The organism is Acinetobacter sp. A2, from assembly GCF_012371325.1.
Classification (GTDB): domain Bacteria; phylum Pseudomonadota; class Gammaproteobacteria; order Pseudomonadales; family Moraxellaceae; genus Acinetobacter.
In genome coordinates, this window is the sequence record NZ_JAAZQX010000018.1 from 1 (window position 1) to 21,930 (window position 21,930).

The 21,930-nt window shown below is 41.9% G+C and carries 19 protein-coding genes and 4 tRNA genes; 5 read left to right on the top strand and 18 right to left on the bottom strand.

Annotated features, from left to right (window positions below):
* The first annotated feature begins 204 nt into the window (after nt 1-204).
* Nucleotides 205-711 (top strand): YfiR family protein, encoded by a 507-nt coding sequence (locus tag HHA43_RS08215; RefSeq protein ID WP_168542336.1) that lies wholly within the window; start codon nt 205-207, stop codon nt 709-711.
* Nucleotides 708-1,964 (top strand): diguanylate cyclase domain-containing protein, encoded by a 1,257-nt coding sequence (locus HHA43_RS08220; protein WP_168418589.1) that lies wholly within the window; start codon nt 708-710, stop codon nt 1,962-1,964. The genes HHA43_RS08215 and HHA43_RS08220 overlap by 4 nt, the downstream gene beginning before the upstream one ends.
* Here the strand turns inward: HHA43_RS08220 and HHA43_RS08225 are convergent.
* The gene (locus HHA43_RS08225; protein ID WP_168542338.1) at nt 1,938-2,999 is read right to left on the bottom strand and encodes an RNA-guided endonuclease InsQ/TnpB family protein; all 1,062 of its coding nucleotides are present in this window, start codon (nt 2,997-2,999) and stop codon (nt 1,938-1,940) included. The genes HHA43_RS08220 and HHA43_RS08225 overlap by 27 nt on opposite strands.
* Nucleotides 3,000-3,130: 131 nt before the next feature.
* Here HHA43_RS08225 and HHA43_RS08230 point away from each other — a divergent pair, with 131 nt between their 5' ends.
* Entirely contained in the window at nt 3,131-3,607 is a 477-nt protein-coding gene (locus tag HHA43_RS08230) for an OmpA family protein (RefSeq protein ID WP_168418587.1), read from the top strand.
* A 161-nt stretch (nt 3,608-3,768) separates the two neighbouring features.
* Here the strand turns inward: HHA43_RS08230 and HHA43_RS08235 are convergent.
* The 8 genes from HHA43_RS08235 to secA form a co-directional block, all read right to left on the bottom strand.
* Nucleotides 3,769-3,845: transfer RNA gene (locus HHA43_RS08235), tRNA-Pro, on the bottom strand.
* 18 nt (nt 3,846-3,863) lie between these two features.
* A tRNA-His gene (locus HHA43_RS08240) sits at nt 3,864-3,939 on the bottom strand.
* 38 nt (nt 3,940-3,977) lie between these two features.
* A tRNA-Arg gene (locus tag HHA43_RS08245) sits at nt 3,978-4,054 on the bottom strand.
* 46 nt (nt 4,055-4,100) lie between these two features.
* A tRNA-Pro gene (locus tag HHA43_RS08250) sits at nt 4,101-4,177 on the bottom strand.
* 153 nt (nt 4,178-4,330) lie between these two features.
* Nucleotides 4,331-5,398, bottom strand: a complete 1,068-nt coding sequence (nadA, locus tag HHA43_RS08255) for a quinolinate synthase NadA (RefSeq protein ID WP_168461653.1) — start codon at nt 5,396-5,398, stop codon at nt 4,331-4,333.
* 149 nt (nt 5,399-5,547) lie between these two features.
* On the bottom strand, nt 5,548-6,768 hold the full coding sequence (argJ, locus tag HHA43_RS08260; RefSeq protein ID WP_168461651.1) for a bifunctional glutamate N-acetyltransferase/amino-acid acetyltransferase ArgJ: 1,221 nt from the start codon (nt 6,766-6,768) through the stop codon (nt 5,548-5,550).
* Nucleotides 6,769-6,963: 195 nt separating this feature from the next.
* On the bottom strand, nt 6,964-7,326 hold the full coding sequence (locus HHA43_RS08265) for a hypothetical protein (RefSeq protein ID WP_168418584.1): 363 nt from the start codon (nt 7,324-7,326) through the stop codon (nt 6,964-6,966).
* A gap of 163 nt (nt 7,327-7,489) precedes the next feature.
* Nucleotides 7,490-10,204, bottom strand: a complete 2,715-nt coding sequence (secA, locus tag HHA43_RS08270; RefSeq protein WP_168418583.1) for a preprotein translocase subunit SecA — start codon at nt 10,202-10,204, stop codon at nt 7,490-7,492.
* Between the two features lie 338 nt (nt 10,205-10,542).
* Here secA and HHA43_RS08275 point away from each other — a divergent pair, with 338 nt between their 5' ends.
* Nucleotides 10,543-11,184, top strand: a complete 642-nt coding sequence (locus tag HHA43_RS08275; RefSeq protein ID WP_168542340.1) for a peroxiredoxin — start codon at nt 10,543-10,545, stop codon at nt 11,182-11,184.
* Nucleotides 11,185-11,335: 151 nt separating this feature from the next.
* Here the strand turns inward: HHA43_RS08275 and HHA43_RS08280 are convergent, their stop codons facing one another.
* The 5 genes from HHA43_RS08280 to HHA43_RS08300 all read right to left on the bottom strand — a co-directional run bounded on the left by HHA43_RS08280 (nt 11,336) and on the right by HHA43_RS08300 (nt 16,834).
* Nucleotides 11,336-12,376 (bottom strand): SPOR domain-containing protein, encoded by a 1,041-nt coding sequence (locus tag HHA43_RS08280; RefSeq protein WP_168461650.1) that lies wholly within the window; start codon nt 12,374-12,376, stop codon nt 11,336-11,338.
* Nucleotides 12,373-13,656 carry a bifunctional tetrahydrofolate synthase/dihydrofolate synthase gene (gene folC / locus HHA43_RS08285; RefSeq protein ID WP_168542342.1) on the bottom strand — a complete coding sequence of 428 codons (1,284 nt, stop codon included), beginning with the start codon at nt 13,654-13,656 and terminating at the stop codon, nt 12,373-12,375. The genes HHA43_RS08280 and folC overlap by 4 nt, the downstream gene beginning before the upstream one ends.
* The gene (accD, locus tag HHA43_RS08290) at nt 13,653-14,549 is read right to left on the bottom strand and encodes an acetyl-CoA carboxylase, carboxyltransferase subunit beta (protein WP_168418579.1); all 897 of its coding nucleotides are present in this window, start codon (nt 14,547-14,549) and stop codon (nt 13,653-13,655) included. The genes folC and accD overlap by 4 nt, the downstream gene beginning before the upstream one ends.
* On the bottom strand, nt 14,546-15,349 hold the full coding sequence (gene trpA / locus HHA43_RS08295) for a tryptophan synthase subunit alpha (RefSeq protein WP_168418578.1): 804 nt from the start codon (nt 15,347-15,349) through the stop codon (nt 14,546-14,548). The genes accD and trpA overlap by 4 nt, the downstream gene beginning before the upstream one ends.
* Before the next feature lie 438 nt (nt 15,350-15,787).
* Nucleotides 15,788-16,834: a helix-turn-helix transcriptional regulator gene (locus HHA43_RS08300; protein WP_323126717.1), complete on the bottom strand. Its 1,047-nt coding sequence runs from the start codon at nt 16,832-16,834 to the stop codon at nt 15,788-15,790.
* 131 nt (nt 16,835-16,965) lie between these two features.
* On the opposite strand from HHA43_RS08300, the gene HHA43_RS08305 reads away from it, so the two are divergent.
* Entirely contained in the window at nt 16,966-17,841 is an 876-nt protein-coding gene (locus tag HHA43_RS08305; protein WP_168542346.1) for a metal-dependent hydrolase, read from the top strand.
* Between the two features lie 145 nt (nt 17,842-17,986).
* Here the strand turns inward: HHA43_RS08305 and HHA43_RS08310 are convergent, their stop codons facing one another.
* The 4 genes from HHA43_RS08310 to HHA43_RS08325 form a co-directional block, all read right to left on the bottom strand.
* Entirely contained in the window at nt 17,987-18,979 is a 993-nt protein-coding gene (locus tag HHA43_RS08310) for a DUF2804 domain-containing protein (RefSeq protein WP_168542348.1), read from the bottom strand.
* A 287-nt stretch (nt 18,980-19,266) separates the two neighbouring features.
* Nucleotides 19,267-19,788: a DUF1543 domain-containing protein gene (locus HHA43_RS08315; protein WP_168542350.1), complete on the bottom strand. Its 522-nt coding sequence runs from the start codon at nt 19,786-19,788 to the stop codon at nt 19,267-19,269.
* Nucleotides 19,789-19,929: 141 nt separating this feature from the next.
* On the bottom strand, nt 19,930-21,174 hold the full coding sequence (trpB, locus tag HHA43_RS08320; protein ID WP_168418573.1) for a tryptophan synthase subunit beta: 1,245 nt from the start codon (nt 21,172-21,174) through the stop codon (nt 19,930-19,932).
* On the bottom strand, nt 21,146-21,799 hold the full coding sequence (locus tag HHA43_RS08325; RefSeq protein WP_168418572.1) for a phosphoribosylanthranilate isomerase: 654 nt from the start codon (nt 21,797-21,799) through the stop codon (nt 21,146-21,148). The genes trpB and HHA43_RS08325 overlap by 29 nt, the downstream gene beginning before the upstream one ends.
* Between the last annotated feature and the right edge of the window lie 131 nt (nt 21,800-21,930).

Sequence of the window (21,930 nt, forward strand, 5' to 3'; positions counted from 1 at the left end):
CATCACCGCCGATGGATGTGCATTATAGATGAATTCCCATCGCTTGCAAGCCCTGTTTTTTGTTTTTAGCAAAAATAGCGCTTATATGAGCAATATTTAATCAACAATTCTAAACTTTGTCGTATTCTTAGCCAAAATTAGCAGTATGTTTATTTTTAAATTTTAGCTAAACTATTTTTTGATCTATTTTAATGTTGTGTTGAGATGACTCGAACTTTTAAAAAAAAAATAATTTTACTGTCATTCATAGCAATTTCAGCCCCTACTTTACATGCAGCACCACCTCCAAGTGTGTACAGCACCACATTTTCAATTTTGGCTTATGCTAAATGGCGACTAGACACGCCTAAACTCTGTGTTGTGGATAACACGAGTGTTGCACAACATTTTAAAAACTATGCATCTGCACATCATAAATACGATATTCATGCCATTCAAACGCATGCTATTAAGCAGAATGATTGTCAAATTTTGATCTTTTCAACTCTATCAGCCATTGAAGAACAGCAGATTTTAATTCATCAAGTCGATTTTCCTGCACTTTCGATTAGCTTGAATAATGTGGACTGTGAAACAGGCAGCGCTTTTTGTTTATATAAAAAGAATCAAAACTACGCTTTTAAAGTCAACTTAGAAAGCTTAACTCAGTCGAAAGTGCATATTGATCCACGAGTGTTATTACTTGCAAAACCAACGGAGCCTAACTCATGAAGCAGTTATACACTCCTATTACCTTGCATCAGTTATTTACGCGCTCTCAACTCACTATTTTTATACTGACCTTTTGTATTTGTTCTGGAATTTTTTTGGTCATTTCGACTTACACCATGAACACCTACGCTAAAAATAGTCTGCAAAATTTATCAACCACATTGAATGAACGTATTCAACCTGCAGTTGTATTTAACGATCAGATCACTTTGAATGAAATCTTAACTGAACATACACAGCGCCATCCTGTCCGCTCCATTGAAGTGCTTTCAGCCCAACAAAAGCGTATGGCATTTATTGAACAACAAGACCTTGACCGATTTTCAATTCAAGCCTTGTTAGATTATTTGTTTTTCCACGACCCTGTTCGTCTGAGTATTAATCACGATCAACAAAAATATGGCGAACTGCTAGTCTACGGTAATTCGAGCGACCTGATCAGCTTTTTGCTCAAAATTGTTCTTGGGCTAAGTTTTGGTTTTATTTTAATGTTGATGGCCGTGTTTTGGTCGATTAATTCAATTTATCAATATCTCATGCAATCCTTAACCTCAATTGTTGATTCTGCACGTGATATTAGCACGCAACAAAATTACAAAATGCGTATTTCTGGTTCAGATATTCAGGAATTGCACGAACTCAGTTATGCCTTTAATAGTCTATTAAAGGAAATTGAGCAATCGCATAAGAATTTAACTTCAGAAAACAACAAATTACAACATCAATTTCAATATGACAGTTTAACTCAACTGCCAAATCGACATTATTTTTATGAAACACTTTTCAAACTGTATAATGGTTCAACTACCAGTGCTGCAGTCTTATTTTTAGATATCAACAATTTCAACCAAATCAATAATCAATTTGGTCATTTAATTGGTGATGAAATTTTACGTGATTCTTCACACTGTCTTATCGATATTTTGCCCGAGCATGCTTTTGTTTCACGATTAGGCGGAGATGAATTCGCAGTGATTCTGACAGGTTCATATACACAGGCTGAATTGGAAAATTTCTGTGAAAAAATTCACAACTGTTATGCAGCCACATTTACATACGAACAGCAGCAAGTCTCATTAAATGTTAGTATTGGTGTGGCATTAACTGAATATGCCAAGACACCAGAAAATTTAATTGCTGATGTAGATCGTGCCATGCTTAAAGCGAAACGCGATAAAATAAAATGGTATATTTCACCTCAATCAAACATTGACTTCCTCACCTCCCTAAACGGAGGTGATTCCTACTGCTAGACGCTTAAGCCCAAGCGCAAGTATGTTCTTAGAACTATTTAAATCCCGATCATTGGTATTTAAACAGTTTTCACATTCCCATACTCTTATTCGCAAATCTGCTCTACCTTTCGGACTGCTTGCGGTGATCTCACCACAGCACGAACACATTTGGGTTGTGAAACTTTCGTTGACTTCCTCAAACAATACACTTGCGTTCTCGCATTTATACTTGAGCATTGTTTTGAATGCTGAAAAGCCTGTATCTAAAACAGATTTAGCCATTTTAGTTTTTACAAGTTTTTTTGCACTCAGGTCGCCAACAATAATCAGTGCATTTTCTTTTACAAGCATGGTGCTTGCTTTGTGCAAATGATCTTTACGACAATTTGCAATCTTGGCGTGTAATGCACGAATACGCTTTTTATTCTTCGCTCGTTGAGCTATACCTAGTTTTTGTTCATATTTACGATACAACTTTGGATTTGAAATCACAGTGCCATCAGAACAGGTGGCTATATCTTTTAAGCCTAGATCAATGCCAATGGCTTTAGTTGCAGTTGGTTTGTCTAACTTAGGTGAATCCACGACCAGGCACACATACCAACGCCCACGACTATCCTCAACAAATGAGCCTGTTCTAACACTATATTTGCTTAAACCGTAGCTATCCCATAAGCCGAATTTGGTTTTTCCATACTCAACCCATCCATCAGCATATTTCAGTCCTGATTTTTTGAATGGTATCCAACCAAGCGATCTTCTTGCTGATTTCTTGTTGCTAACACGCCATTTCAGCTTTGCTTTTTTATACTGTATTCTTCGGGTGACAAATTCTTCTCTAATTGCATCAATTGTCTGGCTATGCAATCCACAGAGCTTTGAAGTACCTTTGGTGTACTTTGCCATGTCGAATGCTGAAAAGAAGTGACCTGTTCTTTTTAGGTGTTTAAAACTCAAATCATTCACATAATTCCAAACAAAGTTCACCTCAGATGCTAATTGGTCTAGCACCTTGCAATGTTTGTCTTTTATGCGTAATTTAAGTGTTTTCATGGGCTTATTTTAGATCATGTTAAATTAAAGGTGTTGATTTTTGAAAAACCCAACGACATTTCATGTCGTGTCGCTTACATCTCTGCCCTGAAGGACAGAGTTTTACGCTCCATTTGATAAACAGGTTTCACATGCTTAAAAAGGTTCTGATCACTTCTCTCATTTTAGTTATGGTTTCGCTCAGCGCATGTATGAGCTTAGGCAATGTCAGCTATAAACAAGCACGTATGCTTAAAAATGAAGGGTTTATTTTGAGTGATGATGGCTGGACACTGGCTTTGCCTGAACGTTTATTATTTGGTTTTGATGAATATGCTATCCAAAAACCTCAGCAACAACGCCTGAATCAGCTGGCACAACAACTGCATAAATATGATCTAGATAAACTTAAATTTATTGGACATACCGACAATGTGGGGTTACCCAGCTACAATCAAACTCTTTCTGAAAAACGCGCCCAAAGTGTCGCTCAGATCTTTTTAGATCAAGGTTTTGAACGAAACAATATTCAGGTGATTGGTCGTGGAGCATCTCAACCGATGGTGAGCAACGATACACCAGCAAATCGCGCGATTAACCGTCGGGTAAATGTGACCATAGTACCTTAAAGCCCTACAGAAATTTCAACGGATCATCAAGCCTCAGTCATTGAGGCTTTTTTTATTTCACCTAAAAGATGTAATCAACAAAAGTATTTTTCTAAATTTCAGGCATAAAAAAACCGCTTAACGCGGTATCTTTATCTATTGACCATTTCTATTTTAGAAAATGGTCGGAGCAGTAGGATTCGAACCTACGACCCCCTGGTCCCAAACCAGGTGCACTACCAGGCTGTGCTATGCTCCGTTTATCTCTTAAAGAGATTGGGGTGAATGACGGGATTCGAACCCGCGACAACTGGAATCACAATCCAGGGCTCTACCAACTGAGCTACATCCACCATCATATTTGGTTCTTATATACCAAGCCACCCAAAAATGGCGCGCCTGACAGGATTCGAACCTGTGACCATCCGCTTAGAAGGCGGATGCTCTATCCAACTGAGCTACAGGCGCATGACCGATGATACATAATATCATGCGATACGTTGCCTTGAAGAATTGGTCGGAGCAGTAGGATTCGAACCTACGACCCCCTGGTCCCAAACCAGGTGCACTACCAGGCTGTGCTATGCTCCGATTCATCTCAGCTTTTTGTGTATCGCACATCGTGCGGTACGGTGTGCATTCTAGGCGTGACGCCCGAAGACGTCAACACCTATATTTAAAAAAAATTAAAAAAAAGCTTCAACCGTATATTTATCAAGCATTTTTGATATTTTTCAATCAATTTTAGCGTTTCAGACTCGCACTGAAATTCAACATACGATCTAACGGTAATTTAGCACGTTCTGCAAGCGCAGGCTCAACGAATATTTCTTGATCACCAGTTTGCAACACATGCAAAATTCCATCTAATTCATTCATTGCCATCCACGGGCAATGTGCACATGAGCGGCAAGTTGCCCCCTCACCTGCAGTTGGTGCTTCAATCAGAGTTTTATTGGGTACCGCTTGTTGCATCTTATAGAAAATGCCACGGTCAGTTGCCACAATAAGACGCTCGTTCGGCAAGTTTTTCGCAGCTTGAATTAGCTGTGAAGTACTGCCCACTGCATCAGCAATATCAACCACAGCTTCAGGTGATTCTGGATGTACCAAAACTGCAGCATCTGGATACAGCGCTTTCATGTTGGCAATACCGCGCGAACGGAATTCTTCATGCACAATACATGAACCATCCCACAGCAACATATCTGCCCCAGTTTTCTTTTGAATATAGCGACCTAAATGCTGGTCAGGCGCCCAAATGATTTTTTCACCCAAGCTATCTAAATGCTCGACAATTTCAACTGCGCAACTAGATGTCACGACCCAGTCTGCACGTGCTTTTACCGCAGCAGAAGTATTGGCATAAACCACAACAGTATGATCAGGATGTGCATCACAGAAGCGGCTAAACTCATCGACAGGGCAACCTAAGTCGAGTGAACAAGTCGCTTCCAAAGTTGGCATTAGAATAGTTTTTTCTGGTGATAAAATTTTGGCTGTTTCACCCATAAATTTCACCCCAGCCACCACCAATGTTGTTGCAGCATGATCACGACCAAAACGTGCCATTTCCAGAGAATCTGAAACACAACCGCCCGTGTACTCTGCCAATTCCTGTACTTCTGGATCGCAGTAATAATGGGCAACCAAGACAGCATTGCGCTTTTCGAGTTCTGCTTTAATTTGCGCAAATTTTTCCTGCTTGGCCTGCTCACTCAAATGGTGCTCTTTGGTTTCACCCAAGCGATCTAAATGCGCCTGCACAATCGATTTTGCTTCATTGGCAATTAAATTGGTCGCATCATTCATAACAACGTCTTCTCTATCTTCATGCTTGCCCTAACACAAGCGTACTCAAGTCACTGATGATATGGGGGCTATTTGCTCATTCACCAGCCCTTTGCCGATTAAATGCTAAAAAAGCCTCACAACGGAGGCTTTCTCACTCAATTTAAATTTTACGAACGGTAATCCGCGTTGATCTTGACATAATCATAAGATAAGTCACAAGTATAGACTGTATCTGAGGCCTGTCCGCGTCCTAAATCTACACGAATGGTCATTTCAGTTTGCGCCATGACGCCTGCACCTGCTTCTTCGGTATAGTCTGCGGCAGCGCCACCATCTTTACATATTTGCACATCATCTAACCAAACCTGAATTTTTTCAACGTCTAAATTAGGGACGCCTGCGTAACCAATCGCAGCAAGGATACGCCCCCAGTTTGGATCTGAGGCAAAAATAGCGGTTTTTACCAATGGCGAATGTGCAATGCTATAAGCAATATCACAACATTCCTGAGTATTAGCGCCACCTTCAACACGAACCGTAATGAATTTCGTTGCACCCTCGCCATCACGAACAATCAATTGCGCCAAACGCAGCATCACACGATTTAAAACATCCAATAGCACCGCATAACGTGGATCATTATTGCTACTAATTGTCGTACCGCCTGCCTGACCTGTCGCCACTAAAATGCATGAGTCATTGGTAGAAGTATCGCCATCTACGGTAATGCGGTTAAAAGATTGCTCTACACTTTGCTTGAGCAATTGTTGTAATACATCACGTTGAATCGGGGCATCGGTCGCAACATAGCTAAGCATAGTCGCCATATTCGGACGAATCATGCCTGCGCCTTTAGAAATACCAGTCATGCTGTATGTAATACCATCGAGCTCAAATTGCTCAGACGCACCTTTTGGTTTGGTATCTGTGGTCATAATGCCTGTGGCGGCATCATGCCATGCATCATCACGCAACGACGCCAAAGCTGGTGCTAAACCTGCGACCAAACGCTCAATAGGTAATTGTTCACCAATCACCCCTGTAGAAAATGGCAAAACTTCTTGTGCAGATACACCCGCCAATTCAGCCAATTTGGCACAGGTGGTTTCTGCATTTTGCATACCCAATTTACCCGTACCCGCATTGGCATTACCTGTATTAATCACCAAATAACGTGGATTAGTTTGTGCTAAATGTGCTTTAGAGACATGCACAGGCGCAGCACAGAATGCATTTTGGGTAAATACACCCGCAACATTTGAACCTTCTGCAAATTCAAAAATAACCAGGTCACGTCGGTTCTGATAGCGCACATAGGCTTCAGCTGAACCAATTTTTACACCTTTGACCACATGCATATGTGGCATAGAGACGTCACCAACTGCCATTTTGAAATTTCCAGTACAAATTTGAGAATGTCACAGCTTAGTGGAAAATGAAGAAAAAATCGAGCATCCGCCTGTGTCGTTTCGCTTTTTGTTTATGTAGGCTCTGAAATATAAAAACCAGCCGTTTAGACTGGTTTTTTTATATTTAAACGTACAGCTGAGCAAGCAGCATCGCTTGCCAGTCTGCTTTAAAACTTATTGTGGATTGGTTGCCACAACTGCTTCGCCCAACAATGCCTGTTTGGCACGTTCTTGGCTTGCTGCAGACAGTGCTGGATTTGAAGCCACAATACGATTTACATTAGCAGCATTCGCTGGTGCAATCGCAGCAGTATGCAACACAATTGGACGTTGATCAGGATTGGCAAAGGTATAGCGGATACCTGTACGTGGACTTGCCACTGTTACATGACCATTATCTACTTGAGCCTGTGCTGTAGTGGGTCCTACAGCAGCCTGAACTTTTGCAGCAGTGGTCGTTGTCGCTGTAGCATTCGCAAAGGTCAACGTTGGCAAGCTAAGTGCGACAATCATTAAAGGTTGTAATACTTTTTTCATTTTTTGTTCCACGTATGGATATATTGCATGTGCAACTAAATAGCATTTAATTCCAAAATCTGCAAATGCTATACACATCTTGCAAAACTATTGCTACAAAGTTTTAAGCCAAAATGCGATAAAAAAGCAGAACCGAAGTTCTGCTTTGCAAAGTTCATCAAACTTAAATTTTACCGTGACACTGCTTGTATTTCAGTCCTGAACCACATGGACATGGTGAGTTACGGCTTGCAGGTGGTACCACCGCTTGATCAGCAGCTACCGCTTGCGGTTCTGATTCAAAGGTTTCACCCGTTAAGCCGTCTACATCTGCATGAGAAAGGTTCAACTGCATGGCTTCGGCCTGTGCCTGTTGTTGCGCTTCCATGGCAGCCAATTCTTCAGGCGTTGGGACGTGTACACGTGATAAATCAGTGACCACATCAGCTTTAATCACACCCAGCATGTTCACAAATAAGTTAAATGCTTCTTTTTTGTATTCTTGCTCAGGGTTCTTTTGCGCATAGCCGCGTAAATGAATACCTTGACGTAAATAGTCCATTGCCGCCAAGTGATCTTTCCAGTGGCGATCTAATGAGCTGAGCATAAAGTGACGTTCTAACATGGCTGCAGATTCATCACCCATTTGCTCACGACGTGAACGGTAACGCGCCAAGATTTCATCAGAAATACGTTCAATCAACGCTTCTTCGTCTAGGCGACGATCTTCTTCCAACCATTGATTAATTGGCAAGTCGATGCCCAAGTCATCACGTAAGGCACGCTCAAGCCCGTCAATATCCCACTGATCGTGAATCGATTCAGGTGGAATATAATTGGCGATCATGCCTGTGACCACTTCACGATGCATTTCTTCAATATAATCTTGCAGGGTGTTTTCTGCTAACACGTCATCACGTTGTGAATAAATGATCTTACGCTGTTCATTATTCACATCATCGTATTTCAGCAAGTTTTTACGAATATCGAAGTTACGTGCCTCAACTTTGCGCTGTGCATTTTCGATGGAACGAGACACCATTTTGTGCTCAATCGCTTCATCTTCCTGCAAGCCCATAGCGCGCATCATTGCCACGACACGGTCACCTGCGAAAATACGCATCAAGTCATCTTCAAGTGAAAGATAGAAACGTGACACACCTGGGTCACCCTGACGACCTGCACGACCACGTAGCTGGTTATCAATACGGCGTGATTCATGGCGTTCAGAGCCAATAATATGCAAACCACCTGAACTTAACACCATGTCATGGTTTTGTTCCCACTCTGCTTTTAAGCGAGCTTCGTCTTCAGGGGTTGGATTTTCAATTTTGGCAAGCAAGGCTTTCCAGTTACCACCGAGCAAAATATCTGTACCACGACCCGCCATATTCGTCGCAATCGTCACCGCTCGTGGTGAACCTGCCTGTGCAATAATGTCGGCTTCACGTTCGTGTTGCTTCGCATTTAACACTTCGTGCTGAATACCCGCTTCACGCAGTTTGTCCGATAAAATTTCCGAAGCTTCAATGGTTGCGGTACCAATCAAAATTGGCGCTACACCCGCTTCATGCACACGCTGAATTTCTTGAATAATTGCGTTGTATTTGCCTGCACGGTTTAAATAAATCAAATCGTTCTGGTCATTACGAATCATTGGGCGGTGGGTTGGAATAATCACCACATCCAAACCATAAATTTCTTTCATTTCTGCAGCTTCAGTATCTGCAGTACCCGTCATACCCGATAATTTTTTGTATAAACGGAAATAGTTCTGGAAAGTTGTGGTCGCTAAAGTTTGGTTTTCAGGCTGAATTTCTAAGCCTTCTTTGGCTTCTACCGCTTGGTGCAAGCCTTCTGACCAGCGACGACCCGGCATGGTACGACCTGTATTTTCGTCAACAATAATCACTTCACCATCATGAATAATGTAGTGTACGTTGCGTTGATACAAGAAGTGCGCACGAATGGCAGCAGACACGTGATGCACCAAATTCAGGTTAGATGCAGAATAAAGACTTTCGCCCTCTGCCAGCAATCCCATTTGAATCAATTCATCTTCTACAGTTTCATAACCAATTTCGGTCATTTCCACCGTTCGTTGTTTTTCATCAATCCAGAAATGCCCACCATCTGCTACTTTTTCTTCTTTTTGCGCATGCAGTTTTGGTGGAATGGTATTGATTGCAGCATACAATTGAGATGAATCATCACTTTGACCCGAAATGATCAATGGTGTACGTGCTTCATCAATTAGGATCGAGTCCACTTCGTCAATGATGGCATAGGTCAAACCACGCTGTTTTTTCTCAGCGAGAGAAAACACCATGTTGTCACGCAAATAGTCGAAACCAAATTCGTTATTGGTACCGTAAGTGATGTCTGCGCGATAAGCTTGTGCTTTTTCAGTCGGGTCTTGCATCGAATAAATAATGCCAATACTTAAACCCAAAAACTCAAACAAAGGACGGTTGAGTTCAGCATCACGCTGTGCCAAGTAGTCATTCACAGTAATGACATGCACGCCCTGACCACTCAAAGCATTCAGATAACAAGCCAAAGTTCCCATTAGGGTTTTACCTTCACCTGTACGCATTTCTGCAATTTTACCTTCGTGCAAGGTAATACCACCAATCAACTGCACGTCATAGTGACGCATGCTCATGACGCGTTTGGCCGCTTCACGACATACCGCAAATGCTTCTGGTAATAATTTATCTAAACTTTCGCCTTTGTTATAACGTTGTTTGAATTCTTCGGTTTTTGCAGATAAGTCTGCATCGCTTAAGGCAGATATCGTCGGCTCGAGCGCATTAATCTTGTCTACGATTTTACGCATGCGTTTGAGTTCGCGCTCATTTTTAGTACCGAAGATTCCTCCGATCAGACTTGCCAACATGAATAAACTCTCTAAATCTTGCTTGTCAAATAAATAGGTTTTTCTTAGTGGTTATTATGGTGCTAGAAATTTGAAGTACAAGGGTTTTGCACAAAAACCTATTAAAAATTCCAATCTCTACTTGCCATTTCTCGCTGCTAAGTGGCAGTTAATGTAACAAATTTCGAGCGGCCGATATATAGCAATAGCACATGAATCTATTTTGAAAATGCAATAAAAACCACATCACTTATTCTATTTATTCATAAGGACATACAAAAACACTATTTATTTTTGCAAAAGAAATAACGCATAGTAGTGTTCATTCAACCTACAACACAAAACATTAGAGGCACAGCATGACCATTCGCTTAGGTGACACCGCACCCAACTTTACACAAGATTCAAATGAAGGCCAGATTGATTTTTATGAGTTTTTAGGTGACAGCTGGGGGATTTTATTTTCACACCCTGCCGACTATACCCCTGTCTGCACCACAGAATTGGGCTTTACCGCAAAACTTAAAGATGAGTTCAGCAAACGTAATGTTAAAGCGATTGCGCTTTCTGTAGATGATGCAGAATCTCACAAAGGCTGGATTCAAGATATTAACGAAACTCAAAATACGACAGTTAATTTCCCAATTCTTGCCGACCAAGACCGTAAAGTGTCTACTTTGTATGATTTTATTCACCCAAATGCCAGTGAAACACTGACTGTACGCTCACTGATCATTATTGATCCGAATAAAAAAGTACGTTTGATCATCACTTATCCTGCATCTACAGGGCGTAATTTCCATGAAATTTTACGTGTGATTGACTCATTGCAACTGACTGACAATTATAAAGTTGCAACCCCTGCTAACTGGCAAGATGGTGAAGACGTGGTGATTGTGCCATCTATTCAAGATGAAGCTGAACTTAAAGAACGCTTCCCAAGCGGATATAAAGCCATCAAACCGTATTTACGTTTGACCAAACAACCAAGTCGCTCTTAATTTTAGTTCTACACTGAATTCACAAGTTAGCAGAATGATTAAAAACGCCTATCTTCGGATAGGCGTTTTTAATGTCTAAATAAATAGCGTGTAAAAAGGATTTAACCAAATGATTAAATCCTGTTTAAAGACCACAACTTTATAAAAAGAATTAGTTGCGTTTCTCTAACGGCACCCAGTCAATTACCCATGCCGACTTCATATTCAAACTAGGGTCAGCCGTGATTTTTTTACGAGTGGCGTCTGCAGCATCACGATCTTTAGATGGCCCTACCATAATCCGCACACCTTTAGAGGTTGGACTTTGTGTGACTTTATAACCTTTGGCTTTTAATTTAGCTGCCAAAGCATCGGCATTGGCTTGGTTGGCTGCCAAAGCCACTTGTACCATCCACTGCTTATCGCCTTCTTCCAGAAGCTTACGTGCTTTTTCTGCTTCAGCCTTTTTCTTAGCGGCTTCTTCAGCTTTACGCTTTTCATCTGCTTTACGTTTTTCTTCAGCAGCCTTACGTTCTGCTTCTTTTTTCGCTTCTGCCGCTTTGCGCTCTTCTTCCGCTTTACGTTTTGCATCGGCTTGGCGTTTTTCTTCAGCCTTGCGCTTCTCTTCCGCAATTCGTTTTTCTTCAGCTAGTCGTTTTTCATCTGCAGCTTTTTTCTCTGCGGCACTACGCTCTTGTGCTGCTTTTTGCTCTGCAGCTTTCTTGGCATCTGCTGCCTTTTGCTGCTCTAACTTCTTTTGCTGAGCGGCTTTTTCATCAGCCAAACGTTTTTGCTTGGCCTGTTCATCTTCTACCAGTTCAGGTGGAATATTGTCTGAGCTTTGCTGCTGACCTGAACGCAGGGCATTTAAAGCTGCGTATTCTTCTGCTGCTTTACGTGCTGCTTCAGCTTCAGCCTGTTGCTGCATTGCCAAAAATTCGGCTGCACGCGCTTCTTGCTCTGCTACCGCTTTTTCACGTGCACGGCGCTGCTCTTCTAGCAAACGCTGCTCGGTTTCGACATCTACAGTTAAAGGCTGCAATTGCACCATTTCTGCTTGATTGGCATTTTTATTCTGAACTTGTTCAGCTTGGCTTGGGGTTTTGACATTATTTTGATGTATTTCTTCTTGCCCTTTTAAAAGCAATGCTGCCAATAAAACACCACCACCTAATAAAACAACGCCACCCATCCAGCGTTGTTTGTTATTCATTGACATTCTTCCAAATACTCCCATACCGCTTCTAAGGTATGAAATGATCCACATACCAAGATCAGCTGATTATTTTTTGTTTCATCCAGCGCTGATTTAAAAGCCAATTGCACACTGTCGAAGTGTTGTACTGTTTCGCCTTGCAAAGCTTGATCTAAAACCGTGATCTCTGCCGCACGTGGCACATTTAATGCGGCAATTTTCCACATTAACACCGCATCTTTCAATAACTCAACGACAGAATTTATATCTTTATCTGCCAGCATTGAAAAAACACCAACCACTTCTGTGTACTGTTTATTGTAATTTAAGAAATTGCGCAATTGCTTTAACAAAAATTCAACGCCATGCGGGTTATGCCCTGCATCAAAAATCACGGTTTTACCCTGAATTTGACGAATTTCAAAACGTCCTGCCAATTTAGCGGCTTGAATCCCTTCTGCAATTGCCGTTTGAGAAACCGCAAGGCCACTATTTAATACAGCTGCCACTGCGGTAGAAATATTATCTAATGCCAAGCTACCTGTCGGGAGTTTTAAGGTACAACCTGAAGATGCAAACATCCAAGATTCGCCATCGTCAGAATCACGATAAAAATAATCACGATTTAAGACCAATAACGGCGCATTGCACACTGTTGCTTTGTCTTGAATAGCTTGTGGTAAATCTTGCTGACCTGCAAAAATCACTGGAATGTTCGGACGAATAATCCCTGCTTTTTCATAAGCAATTTTTTCGATGCTATCGCCCAACCAATCCACATGATCCAACCCAATATTGGTAATCACTGCCACATCTGGGTTGACCACATTCACTACATCTAAACGTCCACCCAAACCGACTTCAAGCACCCAAACATCACAGTCACGTGCTTTAAAAATCACAAAGGCAGCCAACGTGGTCGCTTCAAAGAAAGATAAACTCAGATCACAGGCGCGTCGAGCTTGATCTACCTGCACAAAGGCATCAATCAAGCTTTGATCATCAACTTCGTTTCCTGCTAATTTGACCCGCTCATTAAAGCGGTAAATATGTGGCGATTGGTACAATCCTACCTTATAGCCTTGGGCATTTAAAATTGCTGCCAAAGTGGTAGTGGTTGAACCTTTGCCATTGGTTCCTGCAACCGTAATGACTTTGGCATTTGGCTGAGTCACACCCAGTTTTTCGGCAACGGGAATCACCCGCTCCAAACCTAAATCAATACCCGTAACGTGAACATGGCTCCAATAATTGAGCCATGTATTTAAATCATCGGTTGCAAGCGGTGCTATGTTCAAGGCAAATTCATCAGTTTCGACACAATGCGATAAACTGTATCACGTAATGCATGACGATGGACAATTTGATCGACCACGCCATGATCAAGCAAGTATTCTGCACGCTGGAACGGTTCTTCCAGTTTTTCACGTACAGTTTGCTCAATCACACGTTTACCTGCGAAACCAATCATCGCTTTAGGTTCAGCAATGTGTACATCGCCTAACATTGCCAATGATGCTGTTACACCGCCATATACAGGATGAGTCAACACCACGATGTATGGCAAGCCTGCTTCTTTCATACGCTGAATCGCTGCAGAGGTACGCGCCATTTGCATTAAAGACAGCATGCCTTCTTGCATACGTGCACCGCCAGATGCAGCAAAGCAAATTAGAGGTTGTTTCTGTTTAATAGCACGTTCAGCCGCTTGAACAAAACGGTCACCAACAACAGTACCCATTGAGCCGCCCATAAAGTCGAACTCAAATGCACAAGCAATTACTGGCATTTCTTTGAGTAAGCCTTGCATTACCACCAAAGCTTCAGTTTCCCCTGTTTTCTTTTGTGCTTCAGACATACGCTCAGGATAAGCCTTACTGTCTACAAAGTTCAGCGGGTCTTTGGCAGAAAATTCTTGACCTAATTCTTGTTGAACTTGATCTAGGAACCAAGTTAAACGCTCACGCGCTTTCATACGTAAATGTTCGTCACATTGTGGACATACATACGCATTAAAAGACATTGCGGTACGGGTGACTAACGCATGACATTCAGGACATTCAATTGTTGGTTCAGTGAAAATAGCTTTTAAGGCTTGTTGTTCATCTGGTGTTTCAATACCAGGCACACCACGTTCAGTCCACGGCGTCGATGGGCTTAGAATTTTCCCTGTTTTCACTTCTTGATTCATACTAACTCATCGAGCGCAGCTCGAAGCTCCTTCACTTTATTAACCGTTGCAATGACGGCTTGTTCTGGGGCAAGGCTCGCAAATTGTTTTACAAAAGCACTTCCGACAATGACTGCATCGGCAGCTGCACCCATTGCTTTGGCAGAGGCAGCATCGCTGATACCAAAACCTACGCCAACCGGCACATTTGTAACAGATTTAATTTGTTGTAAGCGTGTTGCTGCTTCTGCAACATCAAGTGTTGCTGCGCCTGTCACGCCCTTCAAGGAAACATAGTAAATAAAGCCACTGGCTTGATTTGCCACAAACTGAATACGCTCTGGTGTCGATGTTGGTGCCAACAAGAAAATTTGATCCATCTCATATTTCTTTAAGATGTTGTCAAAATCTTGAGCTTCCTCTGGTGGTAAATCCACCAAAAGCACACCATCTACACCACAATCGTTAGCATATTCAACAAACTTTTCATAACCAATCACTTCTACAGGGTTTAAGTATCCCATCAACACAACAGGGGTTTCCTGATCTTTTTGACGAAATTCTTTGACCATGTCTAAAGCCTTTAGCGTACTGGTACCACCTGCCAAAGCACGCTCTGCTGCAAGGGCAATCACTGGACCATCGGCCATTGGGTCTGAAAACGGCAAACCTAATTCAACGACATCTACCCCTGCCTCGACCATTTGATGTAACAACGGAACTGTGACTTCTGGATGAGGGTCACCTGCCATAACATAAGAAACCAAGGCCTTACGCTGTTGAGATTCAAGCTGTGCAAATCGTGTGGCTAAACGTGACATAGGGTTGTATTTTCCTTGAATGATTAAAACTGAGACATTTGCTATTGTAGAAATACAAATCGACCCATTGTAACGCTATTTTTTACACAATGAATAGCGCACTGGCATGGGTTGCTGTATTTCTGTTTGCAAAACGATTTATTCAGAACAACCGCGAGGCTACATTTACTAATATTTGCGCTTTTTTCTCAATGATCAAAGATGCCTAATTTGGCCTGCTTATCGGTTTGTACATTTTGCCCAATTTTGCATTTAAAGTTTTAAAAAATGATATAAACAAAACACTTAGCTTCTAAATCATTCATTTCACAACCTTGCAAAAGCTGATTTAAATCGATTGATCAGCGCTATTTTTCCAATGCTATTGTTCCGTGATGCTATGACACATCGGGCTGAAATACAGTGCTTCTTCAGGCTAGAACTTGAATGAATGTCTATCTATTTCTTTTCATACTCGCCCTGCTGTAAAGCCTGTTTGGCTTTAAGCAAAGTTTGCCCAGTGTAGGCCTTATAAGCCCGCGCCAAAGCAGATTGATCTGAATACCCCAATTGTTGTGCAATTTCAGACAGCCCCAGATTTTGTATAAGCAACTGCTCACAGCGCTGCATGCGCTCTTTTTCAATAATCTGTTTAAAGCCTGTGCCCTCTTGTTTAATCTGTCGCTGCAACGTGCGCACCGAACAACACAACACCTGCGCCACAAACTCAATACTGGGGATGTTTTCTTCCTGACGTAAATATTGCGCCACCATTTCCTGAACCTGCTGCAATACGCTATCGACATTCGGTTTTAATGCAATCGCATCTTCAGCTTGCTTGGTTAGCAAATGAATTAAAGAAGGGTCTGCCTGTCGTGGTTGAATCGTTAAACTATCTAAATTTAAAACAATTTGATATTCCGCTTGTTTAAACAAGATTTTACAGCGATAAAAATTTTCATACTGTCGCACAGGCATGCGTGCGGCGTGGGCAAAGTGGATTTCCCGAATGGGTGAATGTTGAAAGTCAAAAATTTGAGTGGCCAGTTGCACCATACAAGCAAAGGTCATTTCATGGATCAAACTATATTTTTCATCGACCAAGGGCCAAGACAAATACAAAGCATCCTGTTGTTGATATAAACGCATGGGTACAGCAGCCGAACCATCCACCACCAAACGGCTAAAGCGCATCATGTACTGAATGGCTTCTGCGACACTGTTACTACGCGAGGCCATATAACCGAGTACACCAAAATGTTCAGGCTGAATATGAGCTGCCAACTCAAAAATCAGCTGGGGACAATTCAAAAAATGGATGCTGTGCTGAATAACCTCAGTAAACAATACATAAGATGACTGTGTATCTAAGGGCAATGACAGGACATGCTGTAACTGTTGCAATTGTGCCGCAGAAAACCCTAGCTGTTCAGGCATTAGACCACGCTCAGAAAGGTAGCGCAGCCATAACTGATAATAGCCATTTGGAATTTGAATTTCGTGAATGTGTGTGCTCATGTTGACATGAATCATTTTCTTTTGTCGTTTAATGTATAAAAACTGGCAAGTTCTGTCAAAACAAATCCGCGAAAGCCCGACATACTGCAAACATGATCGACTCTGCTTAGTAAAATAAAATGAATGCACTTGTCCAATATCATGCTGCGCCTATTGTCCGCAGCAATCTTGATTTTCAGTTAAGCGAAATTCCACGTTACTGGTTTGCGGGTGACCCTTTTCTGACACGTATGTTTGATGCGCTTAGCCTGACCTTTCCTGACGGAGAGCGTTACTTTATTCAATCTGTACGTTTGTTTCGCGATCAAATTCAAGACCCAGACCTTAAACAACGCGTTGCAGATTTTATTCGGCAGGAAGCGCAACACGGCATTGCACATGACAAAATGAATCAGGTCATGAAAGATCAAGGTATGCCGGTAGATCAATTTATTCAGCGTCTGAACAAGATTTTTAAGTTTGAACTGAAATATCGCTCACCTCAATACAACATTGCCATGACGGCGGCGGCTGAACATTTAACAGCACTTATGGCAGAAACATTTTATGGCGAAAAAGACACCCTGAAAGATGCACATCCGTATGTCCGTGCTTTATTTGCGTGGCATGCGATTGAAGAAATGGAGCATCGTGATGTGGCTTTTGATGTGATGCAACAGGTGGGCAATGTGCCTGAACTGACCCGAAAAATGGCATTGGTACTCACCACAGGCTTGATGTTTGGGTTTACCCTTTACCGTGCCAATGTCATGCTCAGATACGATGGTTTTAGCCGCATACAACGCTTAAAGATGAATGCACGCGGGTTGAAATGGCTATTGGGTAAAAATGGAAAATTACGCAAAATGAAACCACAATTTCAAGACTGGTTTAAGCCTGATTTTCACCCTAGCCAACACCCGATTATCGCGCAATACGATGTTTGGCTGCACACCTTAGCTGAAACCAATGATCCAATTCAGGCGGGTGAAGCTTTTTGGCAAGCTGCGAAGTAGTCGTTAAGCAGCACCATGAAAACGCATTTGCTTAAATTATCTCTTAGATTAAAAAATCGCTGCTCTACTCTCAATATTTTAAATATCTGTTCAGTAGCTCAGCGATTGTGATTAAAATTCTACAGGGTTGTGTTTAGTCTAAGCATTACCATTTGGCATAATGCTGTTCAAGCAAACCATATTCATTCAGCAAAATGATCTCGGTATCGCCTTGCTGAATCGTACCACTAATTTTGGCTTGCCATTGGCTAAACTGGCTACCCACCAAACGCAAATTCAGATTTTCATAACGGCGCCAACCTGTACTGACGGTTAAATTCAGCTGATGATCCAATGAGCGAATACTCCACAAATCCTCATCTTCATGTTGGAACAGCACATCTGTTAAGGGGTACAGCACGCCATTGATCCACAAACAGTTTTCATTGCCAAAACTTTCATTCACACCAGAGGCTAAATTCAGCCCCACACGGCGGTTTTCGGTATCCCAAAAATTACACGATAACCAAAACCATGCTGTTTCAGGGCGCAAAAAACCACAGGTATCATCTAGTGAGGCAAAAGTCCGTTCATGGAATTGAATAGTTTGTCCTGTTTTATTGACAAAATACCCTTCACAACCCAACGTGGTCAGTTTTTGGGTATAAGTCCAACCATTAATGCCTGTCGGGCTACACATACTTAATGGGTCTGTACCTGCACAAAAAATACGAGCACTGAGTTTAATTTCGCCATATTTGGTCACACGGATATAGCGCACACCATTGGCATGTTGAATTTCAATTTGAAATGGAGATTTATCAAAATAACTTTGATTGAATAAAGGCTGTTCATCCAACACGGTATTGCGGGATAAAAAATTAATCGCATTCCATTCCTGCACTTCACTCGTCATGTGATTATAAATATAGACAAAGCCATGACCTGCCCATGCAATATCTGCAATAGCTAAACCAATGGTATAGTGCTCATGTTGAATGCTACAAAATTTAAACTTTTTATATTTTAATCGCTTACGCCAACCCGACAGTACTTCACCATACGGTGTTTTGTATTGGTAGGCTTGGTAATCAATCTTTTTGGGAAGTTCACTAAAACGTCCATAATGCGGTTGTCCATTCGCCTGAATTAAATCCATTGAAGACATTCCCTATTGTCTAAAACAATTCATCTTTGGTCGTATTATGCCTACAAATGCATGTACAAAAAACCCGCAGCTTATGATTTTGTTGAAAAACTTATAAAAACATAGATTGTTTTCTTTTTTCGCCACTCAAGTGACTATAAAATCAACAATGCTTGTAAGTACATTCATCAGACTTCGCTCGCGAGTTCAACATTAGTGACTCAACGTGAGTGGTGGCAGTAGCTAAAACTGCCCATAAAAGACAATCTATTTTAAAGTAAAAGCTAATCTAAGAAGATTTAAACATCTGAATCCAAAGTCAGATACGTATTTTCCCAGCGATTAGCTGAAAATGAACCTTCAACCAGTTGCACATAGCGACCGTACACCTGATCAATTACCAAACAATCATCTACCTCTAAAACCCGATCGGTATGCTGTTTTTGCCAGTGCTGGGCAAAATAAGCTTTTCCACATTGCTTTGCCACCATTGGATTTTGCGCCACCACCAACACATAACGATGCAATTCTCCAAATTCACGCGGATCATAGCCACCCAAATTAATTAAATACAGGCGATTTTCAGATTGATTCGGCTGTGCATCTGTGAATTTTAAATAGTAGGATTTGCCTTCAAACTCCACACCGTTGATTTGCGCCCACGCATCAATATGTAAGCCTTTGGGTTCTGCAAACCAAGCCTGCTTGAGTTGAGGATAGGTTTCTTCTAAAGCATCACCCACTGCAAGTACCACATCATGTACTTCGGTATTGGCCCGTGCATGACGCCCACCCAACATGACGATAAATAAACTAGGCATACCCGCCCCCTACATAATTTTTAGCTTTAATGGTTTTAAAGTAGCGAGAATTTTTAAATGAACCAATTAAAAAATCGTGCCGAATTGCTTCAGCACGATTGAATAAAAATTTAGCCTGCTCTATTTCGAGCATGTGGCAATTTACATATCTACCATTTCTACGCCATCTAAACGTGCAACAGTCATTAAGTCTTTATCACCACGACCTGAAACAGTCGCAATAATGATTTGGTCTTTATCCATAGTTGGCGCAAGCTTGGTGACATACGCCATCGCATGTGAACTTTCCAATGCAGGAATGATCCCTTCAATACGGGTTAGGTCACGGAAACCTTGCAAAGCTTCTTGGTCATTGATTGGCACATAATCGACACGGTGCATATCTTTTAAGAAGCTATGCTCTGGCCCTACACCTGGGTAATCTAGACCTGCAGAAATAGAATGGGTTTCAATAATCTGACCTTGCGCATCCGACATTAAATAAGTACGGTTACCGTGCAATACGCCTACGTGTCCTGCATTCAATGGCGCAGAGTGTTTGCCTGTTTCAATGCCCAAGCCCGCAGCCTCAACACCGTACATTTTCACTTCGGCATCATTCAAGAATGGATAGAACAAGCCCATCGCATTAGAACCACCACCAACACAAGCCACAAGTGCGTCAGGTAAACGACCTGCCTGCTCTTGAATTTGACGACGTGCTTCACGACCAATAATAGATTGGAAATCACGTACCAATTGTGGATACGGATGTGGGCCTGCCACAGTACCAATCACATAATACGTTGAATCGACATTGGTCACCCAGTCACGCATAGCTTCGTTCATGGCATCTTTTAAGGTTTTAGAGCCACTTTCTACAGGTACAACAGTTGCCCCGAGTAAGCGCATGCGGTACACGTTCATGGCCTGACGTTTGACGTCTTCTGCACCCATGAACACTACGCACTCTAAACCTAAGCGGGCTGCAATCGTTGCGGTTGCCACACCATGCTGACCAGCGCCTGTTTCAGCAATAATGCGTTTTTTACCAGACAACTTTGCCAGTAATGCCTGACCAATGGTGTTATTCACTTTATGTGAGCCTGTATGGTTCAGGTCTTCACGCTTTAAGTAAATTTGCGCACCACCTAACTCTTTAGACCATCGCTCAGCATAATACAAAGGACTAGGACGACCTACATAGTAGGCGAGATCGCGGTCGAATTCTGCCAAAAACTGCGGATCATCTTTCATGCGGAAATACAATTTTTCTAAGTCTTGTAAAGCCGCCATCAGCGTTTCTGACACAAAACGTCCGCCATGGATCCCAAAATGCCCTTTTGCATCTGGGAACTGGGTATAGTCAATCACTGGATTATTGTGATTTGTACTTTGCTGATCCACGTTGGACTCCTTGCATGAAGTGTTCTATGAGTTGTTGGTCTTTAATACCTTTTGCAGACTCTACCCCGCCACTAACATCAACGGCATAGGCTTGGGTGGTCTGAATTGCATCTTCAATATTGGCAGGGTTTAAACCACCCGCCAATATTAAAGGAATATCGAGTTTGGGGAATTTTGACCAGTCAAAACTGTGTCCTGTTCCACCTTTCAGCTCAGGATGCCACGCATCTAATAATACTGCGCTTGCACCTGCTTGTTGATAGCTTTTTATCGCATCCAACACATTTAAATCAGGTTTGACCTGTATGGCTTTGTACCATCTGCGTCCGACTTGCTGTGCTATTTGCTGACATTGCAATGGTGTTTCATCACCATGAAATTGCAGAATATCTAAAGGCACTTGTTTTAGTACTGCGGCTATGTCGTCTGCACTGGCATTTACAAACAAGCCAACCACTTGCACATAAGCGGGTATGTGTTGCACAAGGTTTTCTGCTTCAGCAATGCTGACATTACGAGGACTCAGTGGATAAAACACCAAGCCAATTGCATCTGCACCCGCATGCACAACACTGTTTATATCTTGAATTCGCGTGATTCCGCAAATTTTGGCACGGGTACGCATCGTTTTGGACTCTAATCCTGATTTTCAATTTTCATTTTGCTGATCTTGCTGTGCGTGACTTTTAAATTGTCTGTTCACACTAACAAAATCAGATATTGGGGCGAATCATTGTAATGCAATTTTAAGGGGTT

Coding starts and splice junctions, on each gene's coding strand:
- HHA43_RS08215 (WP_168542336.1), top strand. CDS start 205: ATGACTCGAACTTTTAAAAAAAAAATAATTTTACTGTCATTCATAGCA.
- HHA43_RS08220 (WP_168418589.1), top strand. CDS start 708: ATGAAGCAGTTATACACTCCTATTACCTTGCATCAGTTATTTACGCGC.
- HHA43_RS08225 (WP_168542338.1), bottom strand. CDS start 2,999: ATGAAAACACTTAAATTACGCATAAAAGACAAACATTGCAAGGTGCTA.
- HHA43_RS08230 (WP_168418587.1), top strand. CDS start 3,131: ATGCTTAAAAAGGTTCTGATCACTTCTCTCATTTTAGTTATGGTTTCG.
- nadA (WP_168461653.1), bottom strand. CDS start 5,398: ATGAATGATGCGACCAATTTAATTGCCAATGAAGCAAAATCGATTGTG.
- argJ (WP_168461651.1), bottom strand. CDS start 6,768: ATGGCAGTTGGTGACGTCTCTATGCCACATATGCATGTGGTCAAAGGT.
- HHA43_RS08265 (WP_168418584.1), bottom strand. CDS start 7,326: ATGAAAAAAGTATTACAACCTTTAATGATTGTCGCACTTAGCTTGCCA.
- secA (WP_168418583.1), bottom strand. CDS start 10,204: ATGTTGGCAAGTCTGATCGGAGGAATCTTCGGTACTAAAAATGAGCGC.
- HHA43_RS08275 (WP_168542340.1), top strand. CDS start 10,543: ATGACCATTCGCTTAGGTGACACCGCACCCAACTTTACACAAGATTCA.
- HHA43_RS08280 (WP_168461650.1), bottom strand. CDS start 12,376: ATGAATAACAAACAACGCTGGATGGGTGGCGTTGTTTTATTAGGTGGT.
- accD (WP_168418579.1), bottom strand. CDS start 14,549: ATGAATCAAGAAGTGAAAACAGGGAAAATTCTAAGCCCATCGACGCCG.
- trpA (WP_168418578.1), bottom strand. CDS start 15,349: ATGTCACGTTTAGCCACACGATTTGCACAGCTTGAATCTCAACAGCGT.
- HHA43_RS08305 (WP_168542346.1), top strand. CDS start 16,966: ATGAATGCACTTGTCCAATATCATGCTGCGCCTATTGTCCGCAGCAAT.
- HHA43_RS08310 (WP_168542348.1), bottom strand. CDS start 18,979: ATGGATTTAATTCAGGCGAATGGACAACCGCATTATGGACGTTTTAGT.
- HHA43_RS08315 (WP_168542350.1), bottom strand. CDS start 19,788: ATGCCTAGTTTATTTATCGTCATGTTGGGTGGGCGTCATGCACGGGCC.
- HHA43_RS08325 (WP_168418572.1), bottom strand. CDS start 21,799: ATGCGTACCCGTGCCAAAATTTGCGGAATCACGCGAATTCAAGATATA.